We start from the raw sequence: 15393 nt of genomic DNA, 5'->3' as shown, positions 1-15393 counted from the left end.
GACTAAGCTATAAATATTATGTTGTTTCTTTTCTTTCGGGTATGTGGAGAATGTCATGCAGTTTGGCTGCCTCCTTGCAGATTTGTTAAAAAGTTATTGTATCATTTATTAAAGTTTGTTCCCATAATATTCTAATATTTTATTGATTTTATGAATGAACTATAACTCACTTCATTGAAGATAGAGAAGGAGGACCATTATGATATCCAAAGACCAAACTCAAAAGGCCATATTTTTTGATGTAGATGATACATTGTATGACCACTTGGAGCCTCTTAGAGGAGCATTGCAGGAGGTTCTTGGTCTAGCCGTTGATGTTCCTTATGCCGAGGTTTATCACCGATTCCGCTACTACAGCGACTGGTTGTCCGATCAGGAGGGTCTCTCTGCCGTTCCGGAAGCAGAAGCCGTAGAACGGATGCGCAGACGCAGATTTGAACTGACGATGAAGGAGTTCGGGGTACCCTTAATTGAAGGACAGGCTGAAGCACTGCAAGCGCAGTATCTGAGCAGACAGTTTCAGATTCAGCCATTTGATGGTGCTTATGATCTGATGAGGAGCCTTATGGCAGACGGACACGTTGTAGGACTTATTACGAATGGTGAGGGGGAACATCAGAGACGCAAGCTCGAAGCGCTGAAGGTGTTTGACCTCGTCCCGGAGGAGCGAATCTTCATCTCAGGAACCCTCGGGTATGCCAAGCCGGATCGGCAATTGTTTGAACATGTGAATAAACAGACGGGCACGGCTGCTCGTTCCAGTTATTATGTCGGGGACTCATGGCGTAATGATGTAGTAGGTGCGGTAAACGCCGGATGGAATGTCATCTGGTTCAACCATCGGAATGCTCTGCCAGAATCCGATCATCAGCCCCATCATGTGGCACAAGATTATAATGAAATAACTCGCATTCTTACATCCGAATTTGTTCTACAATAAAGAGAGATTGTGTGTTTTGCAGCCCTGTTTGCCATACTAAGGTAGGCAACAGGGCTTTTTAGATTGTGGACAATGTGAGGATAATCGCTGCACATCAAGTGAATCCGAGGTATAAATGCGGTGTGTATTCTGACAAGCAGCAAGATCTCACTTTTATAGGAAGATGAAGTGGAACTTCATGGAATCTTCATTTGGAAGAGCAGGCTAAAGCCTTCACAAAGTAGATAGGTGGTGTTATAATTAAAACAAGATTTAGATTAAGTCTAAATTAAAGAGTGCAACGAATAATCAGAATTTATTGAATCAAAATCACATTATATTGTATATGAGAGGGGAACCTATCCATGAGCACATTTCAAACATCAATGAACACTATTGCCAACCATACCGCAGCATTGCAAGAGGTCCTGAACCGTCAGATTGCAGGCTGGTCTGTATTGTATACGAAACTGCACCATTTCCACTGGTATGTTCAAGGACCACATTTCTTCACACTTCACGCCAAATTCGAAGAACTGTATAACCTGGCTACAGCGAACATGGATGAAGTCGCAGAACGTTTGCTTGCTATTGGTGGACGTCCGGTAGCTACGATGTCTGAACAGCTTCGTTTGTCTCCAGTTGATGAGGCACATGGACAGTTGTCTGCTGAGCGTATGGTAGAGTCGGTGGTTGCTGATCTGCACACCATGGTAGAAGTGATTAAGCAAGGCATCCATGCAGCAGGAGAAGCAGAGGATAACGCTACGGAAGATATGCTGATTGGATTCACAGCGGCATTGGACAAAGAAATCTGGATGTTAAACGCATTTCTGGGCAAATAAGCTAAGATAACCTGCATCCTGACAAACGATATGTAGAGTCCGTGAACAAAGTCCCCGTTCGCTTACAAATCCGGTGTGCTTGCCGTATAATAATGGCATTCGAGAGACACAGATTGGTGGAATGAATGATGCGGACAGACCTGGATCCATTACAGGGAGAAGCTGAACGGTTTATATATACATGTTATGAAGAGCTGGGCCATTCGCGAGAAGACGCGGAGGCCCGGCTTATTGCTGTTCATCAGGAGATTGTAGATACGGGCACTTATGTGCATACGACCGAAGAACTGGAGCACGGCTGCAAAATGGCATGGCGGAACAGCAACCGCTGTATCGGACGATTGTTCTGGGACAAGCTGCGGATTGTGGATGCGCGTCATGCAGACACAGCCGGAACTGCTGCGGAGGCCGTAATGAATCACATCCGACTGGCATCCAATGGGGGTAAGATTATCCCCATGATTACGATTCTTCCGCCAAATGGGCCAAGTGGAGCTCCTGTGCGGATCTGGAATCACCAGCTTATCCGTTATGCCGGATACGAGACGGAACAAGGGATCATTGGAGATCCTGCATCCCTGGAACTGACCAAGGCGGCCCTGTCACTTGGCTGGCAAGGGACAGGGGGAGATTACGATGTATTACCGCTCATTATTCAGGCGCAAGGGCAAGCTCCCGAGTGGTACGCTGTACCCCATGAGGACCTTGTAGAAGTGAACATTGAACACCCCGAGCGATCTGAAATTGCCGAACTCGGCATGCGTTGGTACGGTGTACCGATGATTGCGGATATGCGGCTTGAGATTGGAGGCATCTCTTATCCGGCCGCGCCGTTTAACGGCTGGTATATGGAGACGGAAATTGGGGCACGTAATCTGGCAGACACCTTCCGCTACAATAAACTGCCTGCAGTGGCGGCAGCACTCGGACTGAACACATCCAGCGAAACGACGCTATGGAAGGATCGTTCGCTTGTTGAATTGAATGTAGCCGTACTGCATTCCTTCAAGAAAGCAGGTGTCAGCATGGTGGATCACCATACGGCGGCATCGCAATTTGCTTTGTTTGAGCAGAGGGAGGAAGTAGCGGGACGTGAGCTGACTGGAGATTGGGTCTGGCTGATCCCACCTGTTTCACCGGCAACGACGCATATTTTCCACAGCTCCTATCGCAATGAAATCGTGAAGCCGAACTTTTTCCGTCAGGAATCAGCGTATACATTAGATGGAGAATCATCTGGTGCTGAACCAGAGAATGTTGAACAACAGAATACAGATGTCAATCACCATCGGCCACAGGCTGGAGATTCATCCATGAGATGCCCGTTTGCACACTAGATGTGCGAGCGGTTTTTTTCTTTTTCCATCAGCTTAAGGTCTGCAAAATAGGAAAAGGTTAAGGGGAATCTTTCTCTATATGGATAGATAAAACTCTTCTATAATGAGTCATGAATCCGCATAGGAGGGGATAATCCATGGGTTACATTGAGACATTGAGGGGCTTGGTTGGCAATGCTCCTGTAATTTTGGTGAGACCGAGTATTCTGATTTTGAATAAGGCTGGTGAAATTCTGTTAGTTCGGCATAATGATGATACTTGGGGAGTGCCCGGTGGATTCATGGAGTTGGGAGAGTCTGTAGAAGAGGCAGCGATGAGAGAGGTTCAAGAAGAGATTGGGATAAAAATAAAGAAACTGGAGCTATTCGGCGTCTTTTCCGGTAAAGAATTATATACGAAGTTAAGAAACGGGCATGAATATCATAATGTGGTCATTGGATACGTTTGTACGGAATTTGAAGGTGAACCTAAGCCCGATGGCGTAGAAGTTTTAGAAGCGAAGTTTTACAAACCAACAGAATTACCTGACAAGACAGACCCATACTTAAAAAGAAAAATTCAAGAAAATGCTCAACATATCGTCTCTTTAATAGGAAGAAAATAAAAGGATAAGGACCGCCCACTCATGTGAGCGGTTTTTGTACGTTACCCCTGTTTCGCTCTGTACCGGCTCCGCATCACTGCCTGCACGGCAATAGCAGCAACGATCAGCACCAGATTGAATACAAACACGGCGTAGAGCGAAACGTACTCTACAAGCAGCGCAGCAATCAGAGGAGAAATGATGGAGCCGATCTCCGCCGCAGAGACGATTTTGCCAATGGCCTCGCTTCTGCCTGCATCAGGGATGTGGTCCCCGATATGAGCGAAAAAGGAATCCATGTAACAGGCACCGCCAACCCCGCCAATCAGCATGCCCATGTAAACCCACGCATAAGAAGAGGTGCTTAGAAAAACAACCACTTCAATGCCGATCATCAGCATGCCGAGCATGCAGAGCAGCAGTCGGTCACCCATGCGATCGGATAGATAACCGGCTACGGGTGCAGCAGCGAGCGTGGAGATCCCTGCCACGGTAAAAGCCAGGCTGGTCGCAAATGGGTCCCAATGCATCATGTGGGCTGCATAGAGAGCGAAGTACGTCAGAAATACCGCATATGCACTCATCTCGAGGAAATGTACCGTACCGTAACCGATTAACTGCTGTCGTAGGGTCAACCTTGTCCGAGATCCTGCATGGATATGGTCGGGAGCACTAGGTGTTGGAGAAGCAGCAACCGTATCGTGCACTGCAATATCGTTGATGGCGGTATCCTTAGATGCCGAAGGGAGACGTTTATTCTCATGGGCATGATTTATCCGAATGTCTGGGTCTGCCCCTGAGTCCAGTTCTGGCATCTGCTCGCGCTCGTCGGTTGTAAACATCTGTTTAGATTCTGGCCTGTTCTTGATCCCCATAGCCGTTCCCATGGCGATCAGGCAGCATAGCGTAACGAGCAGAAATGGAACCGATAACGGCCAGTGCAGCGCAAGCCAGCCGCTAATCACCGGCCCAAGCACCATGCCTCCGCCTTCACTGCTGCTGATATATCCATTGTACAGACCGCGGTTATCCGCATTGCCCCCATCCCCGATGATGGACCGGACAATGACGGTGAGTCCAGTGGAAGCGAGCCCCTGCAGCAGCCGCAGCAAACCAAACAGAAGTGCAGCAGAAGAGATTGCGAAGCCACCCATACAGACCGCGAGAATGAGCAGCATGACGATTAACGCCCGTTGACCTCCCAGTTTGCGGTAGAGTGCTGCAGCCGGAACCCCTCCAATGACTTTTCCAACATAAAAGAGTGCAAAAATAACCCCCATCATCCAGCCGGACAGGCCGAATTCCTCAATAAATAAAGGAAACAGGGGGAGGATCATGAAACCGCCCATCTGACTAAGAAAACAAATGATCATCAGCAAAGGCAGGTTACGGCGAATGTCCACGTTCGAAGACTCCTTTCCTACGAACTCAGGTAAGCTCAAAAACCCTCCAATCGCCTTATAGGATGCGTAGATATCGACATATAAACGTAATGTATGCAGGATTTGTGAAAATAAGAAGAAAAGACATACTGCGTTTACATCAAAACCATTGCGGATATAGCTGAATCATATATAATAGATGGGATTTGTAATAATGATGTGATTATAGAAAGTGTACAGGGTAAGTTGTACCTCAAGTTTAAGGGGGCGAGATGAAACATGTCAGATCAACAACCAATTATCCGGTTCGACCGGGTGACCCAGCAATACGATCAGGATGAAGCCGTATTGAAGGAAGTCAGCTTCGAGATTGAGCGGGGTAAATTTTATACGCTGCTTGGCCCTTCGGGCTGCGGCAAAACGACGATATTGCGGCTGATCGCCGGCTTTGCGGAGCCGACTCAGGGCAGCATTTATTTTAACGGAGCATTGATCAACCGTGTTCCTGCCCACCAGCGCCAGGTGAATACCGTATTTCAGGATTACGCATTATTTCCACATTTGAATGTATTTGAGAACGTGGCTTTCGGTTTGCGGATCAAAAAGATGAAAACGGCTGAAATACGCAGCAAAGTATTGGAAGCCCTCAAATTCGTCAACCTGTCGGGGTATGAAAACCGTGAGATTGGCGAAATGTCCGGTGGACAACGTCAGCGTGTCGCCATTGCACGTGCGATTGTCAATGAGCCTGAGATCCTGCTGCTGGACGAGCCGTTGTCCGCACTCGATCTGAAGCTCCGGACCGAAATGCAATACGAGCTGCGTGAGCTGCAGCAGCGCCTGGGCATTACGTTTATTTTCGTTACGCATGACCAGGAGGAAGCACTGGCCATGTCGGATGAGATTTTCGTTCTGAATGGCGGCGTAATTCAGCAGAGCGGTACGCCGAATGACATCTATGATGAACCGATTAACCGTTTTGTGGCCGACTTTATCGGTGAATCGAACATCGTATCCGGCAAGATGAAACAGGACTTCGTGGTGGAATTCGCTGGTGCACAGTATGAATGTGTCGACCAGGGATTGCAGCCAAACGAGCCAGTTGAGATCGTGATCCGGCCGGAAGATCTGGAGATTACGACCGAGGATCAGGGCAAGCTGAAGGTCAATGTCGACTCCCAGCTGTTCCGCGGGGTGCATTACGAGATTTCCAGTTATGACGATGCAGGGAATGAATGGCTGGTACATTCCACGAAGAAAGCAGTCGTGGGTGAACGTATCGGGCTGTATTTTGATCCGGAGGCCATTCACGTCATGCGCTTCAACGAGACCGAAGAGGAATTCGACAAACGACTCGAAGCCTATCAAGAGGCCATCCATGCAGAGTAAGGCGAGTACACGCAATGCGTATCTGATTCCATATGTATTATGGATGGTGCTGTTCGTTGTCGCTCCGGTACTGCTGGTTGTCTATTATTCATTCTTTGATGTAGAGGGCAATTTCACGTTTGGCAACTATGCCCGCTTCTTCACGCCCGTATATATGCAGATGACACTGAGTTCATTCTGGTATGCGCTGCTGATTACGGTGTTTGCCCTGTTGGTTTCGTATCCGACGGCATACTTGCTGACCCGGACGAAGCATAAGCAGCTGTGGCTGCTGCTTATCATTTTGCCTAGCTGGATCAATCTGTTGTTAAAAGCCTATGCCTTCATCGGCCTGTTCGGAACATACGGCTTGACCAATTCCTTGCTTGAGGTGATTGGCATCGGTTCACAGCAGATCTTGTTCACCGATTTCAGCTTTATCTTCGTTTCGGTGTACATCTTCATCCCGTTCATGATTCTGCCGATCTTCAACGCGCTGGAAGAGATGAACCCTTCGCTGATCTATGCGGCCCGGGATCTCGGGGCTTCATCCTGGCTGACATTTCGCCGGGTCATCTTCCCGCTGACGCTCACTGGAGTCAAATCGGGATGTCAGGCTGTATTTATCCCTGCGTTGTCCCTGTTCATGATCACCCGCCTTATTGCGGGTAACCGGGTTATTACGCTGGGAACAGCCATTGAACAGCATTTCCTCGTCACCCAGGACTGGGGGATGGGGTCGACGATTGCCGTCTTTTTGATTATTGCGATGGCGATCATTATGTTTCTGACCGGATCAGGTAAGAAGGAGGTGCGTAATGGGAAGAAACGGAAAGCTGTCTAACGTCTATCTGGCTGTCGTCTTTGCGATCCTGTATGCACCGATTGCGTACCTGATCTTCTATTCCTTCAACAGCGGCGGTCACATGCGTAATTTCGAAGGATTCACACTGGAATGGTACAGGGAGGTATTTGCCGATACCCGGCTGCTGATTATTGTACTCAATACATTTATTATCGCGCTGCTGTCATCGGCCATCTCGACGATCCTTGGCGTGGCCGGAGCGCTCGCGATCTATCATGTGCGGCGTAAACGGACCAAGAATACGCTGTTATCTCTCAATAACGTATTGATCGTAAGCCCTGATGTCATCATCGGTGCATCCTTCCTGATTTTGTTCACCATGATCGGGATCAAGCTGGGCTTCACATCGGTCCTGCTGTCCCATATTGCGTTCAGCGTGCCGATTGTTGTCATCATGGTGCTGCCAAAACTGCAGGAGATGAGCCCAACGCTGATGGATGCGGCACGCGATCTGGGCGCAGGCTCATGGCAGATCCTCACACGTGTAGTACTGCCATACGTTAAACCGGGGATTTTTGCCGGATTCTTCATGGCGCTGACGTACTCCCTGGATGACTTCGCGGTAACATTCTTTGTAACGGGGAACGGGTACTCGACGCTATCCGTAGAGATCTATTCCCGGGCGAGACAGGGTGTGTCGTTGTCCATTAACGCACTGTCGACACTGCTCTTCCTGCTAACGGTGCTGCTGGTTATTGGCTATTACTTCATTAACCGCCGTGCTGCACGGACACCTGCCGGAAGGGGGCTGCGTCCATGAAGCAATTGGTACGGACATTTGCGATTGTATTTGTGGCAGCCTTTGCCCTCATGATCCTGGCCTCCTATCTCAACAAGAGTCAGGGATACTCGGGCGGCAATACGCTGACCATCTACAACTGGGGCGATTATATCGACCCGGATCTGCTGGCGGAGTTTGAGGAAGAGACTGGCATCAAGGTCATCTACCAGACGTTTGACTCCAATGAAGCGATGCTCACCAAAATTGAGCAGGGAGGAACAACCTTTGACGTAGCGATTCCTTCCGAATATGCGATTAGCAAAATGAAAGAAGAGAACCTGCTCGTTCCACTTGATCACAGCAAATTAACCAATCTGGACAATATAGATCCTGATTTCCTGAACTTGTCCTTTGACGAAGGCAATCAGTATTCGATTCCATACTTCTGGGGAACAGTGGGAATTGTCTACAATCCTGAGCTGGTTGACGGATTGACGTTTGAGAGCTGGGATGACCTGTGGGACCCGCGTCTAAAAAATCAAATTCTGCTGCTGGATGGTGCCCGTGAAGTCATCGGGATGGGACTAAACAGTCTGCATTATTCCCTGAATGACACCAATGAAGACCATCTTCAGGAGGCGCTGGCGAAACTGTCTACCCTAACGCCTAACGTCAGAGCCATCGTCGGTGATGAGATCAAAATGCTGCTGGCCAATGAGGAAGCGGCGGTTGGACTCGTCTGGTCTGGAGACGCTTCGGAGATTATGGATGAGAATGACAAGCTCGATTACGTGGTGCCTGAGGAAGGATCGAACCTCTGGTTCGATAACATGGTCATTCCGAAGACGGCAAGCAATATTGAAGGAGCACACCAGTTTATCAACTTTATGCTGGACCCTGATCATGCCGCACGTAATGCCGAATATGTCGGATATTCCACACCAAACGCTGAGGCGCTCAAACTGCTGCCAGAGGATATCTCCAGTGATGAGCGGTTCTATCCGGATGATTCACTGACAAGCAAGTTGGAAGTGTACGATAATCTGGGTAAAAAAATGCTTTCGCATTATAACGACCTGTTCCTTGAGTTTAAAATGCACAGCAAATAACACTGATCGGCATAACAGATGCCGCATGATCTGCATACTTGAATGTGCTTTATAAAGTCAAAACCCCGATCATCCATTCCAGGATGATCGGGGTTTTCTCTTACCCTTACCTTTAGAGCAAAATGTACTTGCTATTGGTATATAAGATGAACTTTCGGATTACACGGAACGGAGAGGACGGAACAAACTGTAGAAGCGAAGCGCTCGCCTAAAAGCTTTCTGATAGAAAGCTACTTCGGAAGCATAAGCTATTCCCGGATTTCTCCCTGTCGAAGGGGGAATCAAGGAAATCCGGGAATAACAGCGATCGGAAGTTGTTCTGTCATCGGAGTGGCCTAGTGTAATAAACTTATATCCCTACATGTTTCTTTTGCGGCCCACGATTAACCAAGCCCCGCCCATAATAAGCACAATGGCCACAAATGGCTGAATGAAGGACATGCTGCTCAGCATCGAACCGATGGACATCACCGTGAAGAAGAGCAGCGAGATCACCGTCAGGATGTTGATGGGAATGAGCAGCCACTTGTTTCGTCCGCCAAACCAGTACAATTCAAACAAACCTACAGCAACCGCAAGGATAAAGCCAGGCCACATCGTGCCCCAGTTACCAAAGAGCATGGCGATCTGGCTAACTACGCCGGCAGTCAGCAAAATACCGCCCGGTACAAGCAAGCCCACCCCTCTGCCAATCATGGAGAAGTACAGCCAGTGAAAGAACAGGCCGAGCGGGATGACGAACAGGGTAGGCCAGAAGTTGGCAAAGATCGTACCCGGACCGAGTGAACCTCCCTGGTTCAGAATCAGATACACGCCCAGCAAAATGAGTACAGGCGCCAGGATCGTACGTTTAGCCATGATATCTCTCCTTTTCATCGTTTCATTAGCGTCGTTCCGAACAGATATGTAATTCTTTTTCTCGTTACACACAGCATACCATGAACTGGAATTCTCCATCCTCGGTCTTTGGCGTTAAAAAGAACCTAGACTTAAGTCTAGGTAGGAACCACAGGGTGACTTTCATCATCAGGCCTTAACCCGTGTGTTTCCTGCACAGGTGCCTATAAAGGATTCAGGTCAGACCCGCTCGATATTGTCCCGGCGTCTGTCCAGTCCATTTTTTGAAAGCATTCTGAAACGCACTTTGCTCTGAAAAATGAAGGGCATAGGCAATTTCACCGACAGAATACTGTCCTTCCTGCAAATAATTCAGGGCAAGCTCCTTCCGTACCTGAACGGAGATTTCATGGTACGTCGTACCTTCTTCACGCAACCTGCTTTGAAGTGTGCGAATGCTCACGCCGAGATGTTCTGCGGTGTGTTGTAATGTGGGGAAGGAGGCCGGAAGGCTGTTGATCAGCCAGCGGCTGACCTTGCCAGAGAACGTATGAGAAGGCTGCAGCAGATCCTTGCTTTTCTCGGCCATCGTTTCAAATACCTGCAGCATTTTGGCATCCGAATAGAGCACAGGCTGACGGAGAATGTCTTTGTGCAGACGCAGCAGATTATGGGGATCCCCGAATTGGGGAACCACGCCGAACATGTCAACATATGGGCTGAGATTTCCTGAATTATCCGGAGCTTCATGGCTAAAACGGACCTCTTTTACCTCTGCCGGACGATTCGCCAGCTTGCGGATCAGATACATAACAGATACGGCCATGTCTTCCACACAATGACGGGACATCTGCTGCGGCGATTGCAAAAACAGACGAAGGACCACATCCTGTCCCTGAATCTCCCAATCGAGATTGAAGCCGCTGTACAGAATGATGTTATATCGCTGATATGCGGCGAGGGCATCACCAATGGTCTGGGAATGCATCATCATGTAACCGGGAAGGCCCAGATCTGCGAAGTCGAGCAGCAGACCCTGATTGAGGCCAAAATACAAATCGTTTGAATATGCAGAAGCTTGCTGCATTATTCGTTCCAGTTCCTCAACCGGAATTCGGGCGTCGGCATGTTCCAGGACAGCCGAATCGAAATCGGCATATTTGAAAAATGCTTCGGGTTCAAACCCTTTGTGAACAAGAGTTTTCATAATTGGATAAAGCAAGGATATGGATACTCCGATATTGTGGTTGTTCATGTACCTCCATTTGCGCGAATTAGCAACATTTTCGGCGCCCTCGATCATTTGTTTAGATGTAAAGTCACTTTATGATGGGGATACGCCAGCTTCTTCGGCTTTCATTTATTATACAGGAGGAACCTAAGTATGAAATCTAATATTCTGGTGATTAACGGCCACCCGGATCCCGAGAGCTATTGTAGAGCGTTATCGGATGCTTATATCCAAGGCGCCCGGAAATCCGGCAGTGACGTGAATTTGCTTGATTTGAGCCAAATGGAATTTAATCCGAACCTTAAATACGGTTATCGTAAGCGGACCGAACTTGAGGAGGATCTGGTCAAAGCCCAGGAATTGATCCGTCAAGCCGATCATTTGGTGTTTGTGTATCCGTTGTGGTGGGGGGCGATGCCAGCTGTTCTGAAAGGGTTTTTCGACCGGGTATTCCTGCCGGGGTTTGCCATGAGATATCGGGAAGGCTCGCCCCTGTGGGACAAATTGTTAAAGGGAAAGTCCGCACAGCTCATCGTGACGATGGATACACCCCGCTGGTATTACCGATTGATCTACAGGCAAGCCGGGCACCGGGTCATGAGTTCAAATATATTGAAATTCTCTGGTGTATCCCCGGTACGGGTTACGGAGATTAGTCCGATCAAGGGGTCTACCGAAGCATTCCGGATGAAATGGCTGGGGAAAATCGAGGAAATGGGAGCCAAACAGGGAAAGAGATGATAAGGTACCAATCCCGGCGATAGGCACGAATTCTACTATTCCAATTAAAGTCTTATCCAAAGACAATGGTTGAAGATTATTCGTTGAACATGCAGCAAGCCCACTCCGAAGAGTGGGCTTGCTCACTTTGGATATACAATAAAAAGGCGTTATTTTACAACGTCCGAATGTTTCTTGCCCCAGCTGTTCACACCATCATCTTCGATAATGGAAATGGCTGCATCGGCAATATCCGGATTGGTCATCAATTTCTCCTGAATACGGAACTTGATATCATCGGCATCGGCCAAGGACAGGCCTTTGGTCAGCTCAATCAGTCCTTCAACATGATAATAACGGCCTTCCTGGATAATACGCATCATCTGGATATCGGCCACATGGGAGTCTGCCAAGATCGTTTGGGACACCTTGTCCTCGATATCCTGTGGTGCAGCTACACCAATGAGTCCAATCATATTGTCATATCCGACGCGGAAGGCTACAGCAATCATCAGACAGCCGATTAGGGTAGTCACAATGCCATCCAGCAATGCGAAATTGGTCAATGCAATAACAACGACAGAGACGAGGGCAAGTGTAGCTCCGAGTACAGCCACCACATCTTCGTAGAACACAAGGCGTGTCGGCGGTGCAGCGCGTCCTACGTTTTTGATCGCTGCCGGAACAAGGGAGAAACCGGAAGCCTTGGGCGCACGTGCTTCCACGAGAATTTCCTTCATCGCTTTAATCAGAATGGCACCATCAATCACAATGTTCAAGATGAGTACGCCGATGTTGATCCAGAGTCCGCCTGAATGACCCGCAGGGTGCTGCAGCAGATGAATGCCTTCATGGATCGTTTCATAAGCCATAATCGTAACCACGATGACGGCAATCATACAGAAGATGTTGATGACCCGTCCAAAACCGGTCGGGAAGCGGCGTGTCGGTTTTTTCTCGGATAACACACTTCCGACAAAGACGAACCCCTGATTGATGGCATCGGCGAGCGAGTGCATGGCTGAGGCAAACATGGCCCCACTGCCACTGAATAGAAAGGCTCCTCCTTTGCACAATGCAAGTACGGCATTACCTGCCATAGCTACAGCCGAGGACGTATTCCCCTTTTTGACGAGAGACATAAAGCTCTCTGACTTTGCTTGATCAGCCACGTTGATTGTTCCTCCCAGAAGATTTGATAGGTGTAAAATTTAAGATTCTTAGTTACATCTTGTGCATTACCACTAAATGTTATTATAACCTGCTTTACATATCCCAGCATTATGCAAAAAAGGCCATATTATAATATGGACAAATTTTAAGATCTTGAATAAGGAGGAATCGTAGATATTCAATTCATACAATAGGCATGAAAAAAGGCACTCCCAGGGAGTGCCGATTGATGTATTCCTTGCGTTCAGCGATGAATACTCCTGCTTAAAATTTTTATTCAAACTTCCAGCAGGACAAGCTTAGATTGCCGTATTGATATGCTTTGAATAACAGGGATGCCTTCTTGGTCTGATCGCCAGCTCCCATAGCCAGCAGCAGGGGAACAAAATGCTCTGGTGTAGGGACTGCAGCACAAGCGGATGGTGCGACCTTGTCATAAGCGAAGAGGGCTTCCGTATCCCACTGGACAAGCTTGTCCTCCAGCCATTGGTCAAACTCCATGGCCCAGGAGTCCACGCCGTTACTTTCCCAGTTCAGCTGGCGCAAATTGTGGACTGTGCCGCCGCTGCCAATCACAAGGATATCCTGTTCGCGAAGTGCAGCAAGGGCTTGACCGATCTGATACTGCTGCTCATTCGTCAAGTAGCGATTCACGGAAAGCGCAATGACCGGGATATCCGCATCCGGGTAGAGCAAGCGAAGAACAACCCAGGCACCGTGATCCAGCCCGCGCACGGAATCAGCCTCAGCGGGAATGCCAGCTTTCTTGAGCAGACGAAGAACATCTGCCGTTGTCTCTGCGTGCCCTTGAGCCGGATATTTGATCTGATACAGTTCCGGCTGGAAACCACCAAAGTCATAGATTGTCTCATATTGAGCCGTAGAGGATACAAGTTGAGTTGCAGACTCCCAATGGGCGGAGAATAAAACGATGGCTCGCGGTTTCGGCAGTTCCTGTCCGAGTTTTTGCAGGAATTCGGTATAAACATTCTCCTCCAGTGCAAGTGAAGGCGCACCATGTGCGATAAAGAAGGATGGCATCATTGTGCATTCAGTCCTTTCGTATTGACGGCAGCCAGTTCAGCATCGCTGCGAAGCCATAATTGGAATTGATCGTGAAGCTCTGCGGTGACGTGATGTCCGCCATGATAAGGAACGTAAGTTACACTTCGAGCATGTTCACGGAAATAATTCGCATTGTCTTCCCCCAACTGCAGGGGAAACATGTGATCCTGGTCTCCATGGGAGATAAATACGGATAACGCTGTTCCAGGCTCTATTGGGTATTCGTCTTTTACAAATTGCGGAATGTATCCGCTCATGGCTACGATTCCTTTGATAGCATCGTCCATGATCAAGGAGAGCGTCATCGCCATAATAGCACCCTGACTGAATCCTGCAATATAACGCCGAGCCGGGTCAATGGCATATTCAGAGGACAAATCTCCGATCAGCTGATGCAAGCCTTGAACCGAAGCGTCAAACAGCTCACGAACAGGATTACCAATGCTTTTAATTTGAAAATAGGCATAACCGCTGCCCTGAACAAGGGGCCCCCGAACAGCTATGATAATAAAATCAGATTGCAGGGGTTCCATTAGACGAAGCATATCCTGCTCGTCCGAACCCATGCCATGGAGGGCGAAAATAACGGGATATTGCTGATCTGTATGGTAATCCGAAGGCAATCGAACTTCATAAGTAAATGAGGTATTCATTGGAATCACCGCCTGAAGAAAGTGATAAGATAATAGTTCACTAATATGAAATAAATATTCTTATTGATGAACAAAATTTATCATGGATCCATTGTAGGGTCAATATTTTTTTTGTATTATGAAAATATGTTACGTATTAGAATATCTAATTAAATACTAAAATAACGTTGCTGATTGTGATTTTCATAATAATTCCGAGGATGTGATCAGGATGCTGCAAGGGATCGTGCCTATTTTGAGAATATTTGATGAGGATAAGGCCAAAGAGTTTTACGTCGACTACTTGGAGTTTGTCGTAGATTGGGAGCATCGATTTGAAGAGGGGATGCCCTTATATATGCAGATATCGCTTGATTCCATTGTTCTTCACCTGTCCGAGCATCACGGCGACTGTACTCCGGGAGCTGCGCTGCGAATAGAAACGAATGATCTGGGTGCACTCTGTGGCAGGCTTAATCAGAAAAAATACAAACAGTCCAGGCCGGGGATTACGGATACGCCTTGGGGATTAAGGGAAATGACCGTGACAGATCCGTTTGGCAATCGGATCATTTATTATGAGTCTCCCCGTGTGACAGACTGAG

At 48.1% G+C, this 15393-nt stretch carries 16 protein-coding genes; 10 read left to right on the top strand and 6 right to left on the bottom strand.

Features of this window, described 5'->3' with window-relative positions; genetic code table 11:
- Window positions 1-199: 199 nt before the first annotated feature.
- From MHB82_RS28120 to MHB82_RS28105, 4 genes are all read left to right on the top strand, one after another.
- Window positions 200-940: an HAD family hydrolase gene (locus MHB82_RS28120; protein WP_341176377.1), complete on the top strand. Its 741-nt coding sequence runs from the start codon at window positions 200-202 to the stop codon at window positions 938-940.
- Window positions 941-1284: 344 nt separating this feature from the next.
- Window positions 1285-1764, top strand: coding sequence for a Dps family protein (locus MHB82_RS28115; protein ID WP_445671243.1), 480 nt, complete (start codon window positions 1285-1287; stop codon window positions 1762-1764).
- Between the two features lie 128 nt (window positions 1765-1892).
- Window positions 1893-3101 (top strand): nitric oxide synthase oxygenase, encoded by a 1209-nt coding sequence (locus MHB82_RS28110; RefSeq protein ID WP_341176376.1) that lies wholly within the window; start codon window positions 1893-1895, stop codon window positions 3099-3101.
- A gap of 137 nt (window positions 3102-3238) precedes the next feature.
- Window positions 3239-3706 (top strand): NUDIX hydrolase, encoded by a 468-nt coding sequence (locus MHB82_RS28105; protein WP_341176375.1) that lies wholly within the window; start codon window positions 3239-3241, stop codon window positions 3704-3706.
- A 41-nt stretch (window positions 3707-3747) separates the two neighbouring features.
- Here MHB82_RS28105 and MHB82_RS28100 read toward each other — a convergent pair whose 3' ends face one another.
- Window positions 3748-5088 carry an MFS transporter gene (locus tag MHB82_RS28100; protein ID WP_341176374.1) on the bottom strand — a complete coding sequence of 447 codons (1341 nt, stop codon included), beginning with the start codon at window positions 5086-5088 and terminating at the stop codon, window positions 3748-3750.
- A 258-nt stretch (window positions 5089-5346) separates the two neighbouring features.
- On the opposite strand from MHB82_RS28100, the gene MHB82_RS28095 reads away from it, so the two are divergent.
- Genes MHB82_RS28095 through MHB82_RS28080 form a run of 4 tightly spaced genes read left to right on the top strand, consistent with a single transcriptional unit; the run spans window position 5347 to window position 9130 of the window.
- Window positions 5347-6456, top strand: coding sequence for an ABC transporter ATP-binding protein (locus MHB82_RS28095; protein ID WP_095360088.1), 1110 nt, complete (start codon window positions 5347-5349; stop codon window positions 6454-6456).
- Entirely contained in the window at window positions 6446-7279 is an 834-nt protein-coding gene (locus MHB82_RS28090; RefSeq protein ID WP_095360087.1) for an ABC transporter permease, read from the top strand. The genes MHB82_RS28095 and MHB82_RS28090 overlap by 11 nt, the downstream gene beginning before the upstream one ends.
- Window positions 7254-8060 carry an ABC transporter permease gene (locus tag MHB82_RS28085; RefSeq protein WP_095360086.1) on the top strand — a complete coding sequence of 269 codons (807 nt, stop codon included), beginning with the start codon at window positions 7254-7256 and terminating at the stop codon, window positions 8058-8060. Before MHB82_RS28090 ends, MHB82_RS28085 begins: the two co-directional genes overlap by 26 nt.
- Entirely contained in the window at window positions 8057-9130 is a 1074-nt protein-coding gene (locus MHB82_RS28080) for an ABC transporter substrate-binding protein (RefSeq protein ID WP_095291007.1), read from the top strand. The genes MHB82_RS28085 and MHB82_RS28080 overlap by 4 nt, the downstream gene beginning before the upstream one ends.
- Window positions 9131-9487: 357 nt before the next feature.
- Here the strand turns inward: MHB82_RS28080 and MHB82_RS28075 are convergent, their stop codons facing one another.
- Window positions 9488-9988 carry a hypothetical protein gene (locus tag MHB82_RS28075; protein ID WP_095360084.1) on the bottom strand — a complete coding sequence of 167 codons (501 nt, stop codon included), beginning with the start codon at window positions 9986-9988 and terminating at the stop codon, window positions 9488-9490.
- 214 nt (window positions 9989-10202) lie between these two features.
- On the bottom strand, window positions 10203-11222 hold the full coding sequence (locus MHB82_RS28070) for an AraC family transcriptional regulator (protein ID WP_341176373.1): 1020 nt from the start codon (window positions 11220-11222) through the stop codon (window positions 10203-10205).
- 129 nt (window positions 11223-11351) lie between these two features.
- Between MHB82_RS28070 and MHB82_RS28065 the strand changes: the two genes are divergently transcribed.
- Window positions 11352-11939: an NAD(P)H-dependent oxidoreductase gene (locus tag MHB82_RS28065; RefSeq protein WP_341176372.1), complete on the top strand. Its 588-nt coding sequence runs from the start codon at window positions 11352-11354 to the stop codon at window positions 11937-11939.
- A 149-nt stretch (window positions 11940-12088) separates the two neighbouring features.
- Here MHB82_RS28065 and MHB82_RS28060 read toward each other — a convergent pair whose 3' ends face one another.
- The 3 genes from MHB82_RS28060 to MHB82_RS28050 form a co-directional block, all read right to left on the bottom strand.
- Complete coding sequence (locus MHB82_RS28060; protein WP_095360325.1) at window positions 12089-13060, bottom strand: cation diffusion facilitator family transporter; 972 nt, start codon at window positions 13058-13060, stop codon at window positions 12089-12091.
- A gap of 304 nt (window positions 13061-13364) precedes the next feature.
- Complete coding sequence (locus tag MHB82_RS28055; RefSeq protein WP_095360081.1) at window positions 13365-14135, bottom strand: DODA-type extradiol aromatic ring-opening family dioxygenase; 771 nt, start codon at window positions 14133-14135, stop codon at window positions 13365-13367.
- Complete coding sequence (locus MHB82_RS28050; protein ID WP_095360080.1) at window positions 14132-14809, bottom strand: alpha/beta hydrolase; 678 nt, start codon at window positions 14807-14809, stop codon at window positions 14132-14134. The genes MHB82_RS28055 and MHB82_RS28050 overlap by 4 nt, the downstream gene beginning before the upstream one ends.
- A 211-nt stretch (window positions 14810-15020) precedes the next feature.
- On the opposite strand from MHB82_RS28050, the gene MHB82_RS28045 reads away from it, so the two are divergent.
- Window positions 15021-15392, top strand: coding sequence for a glyoxalase superfamily protein (locus MHB82_RS28045; protein ID WP_095360079.1), 372 nt, complete (start codon window positions 15021-15023; stop codon window positions 15390-15392).
- The last annotated feature ends 1 nt before the right edge of the window (window position 15393 follow it).

This window comes from Paenibacillus sp. FSL K6-2862 (assembly GCF_038005125.1).
GTDB lineage: Bacteria > Bacillota > Bacilli > Paenibacillales > Paenibacillaceae > Paenibacillus > Paenibacillus illinoisensis_A.
Note: the sequence above shows the minus strand (reverse complement) of the source record. Positions and strands in the feature narration are given on the sequence as shown.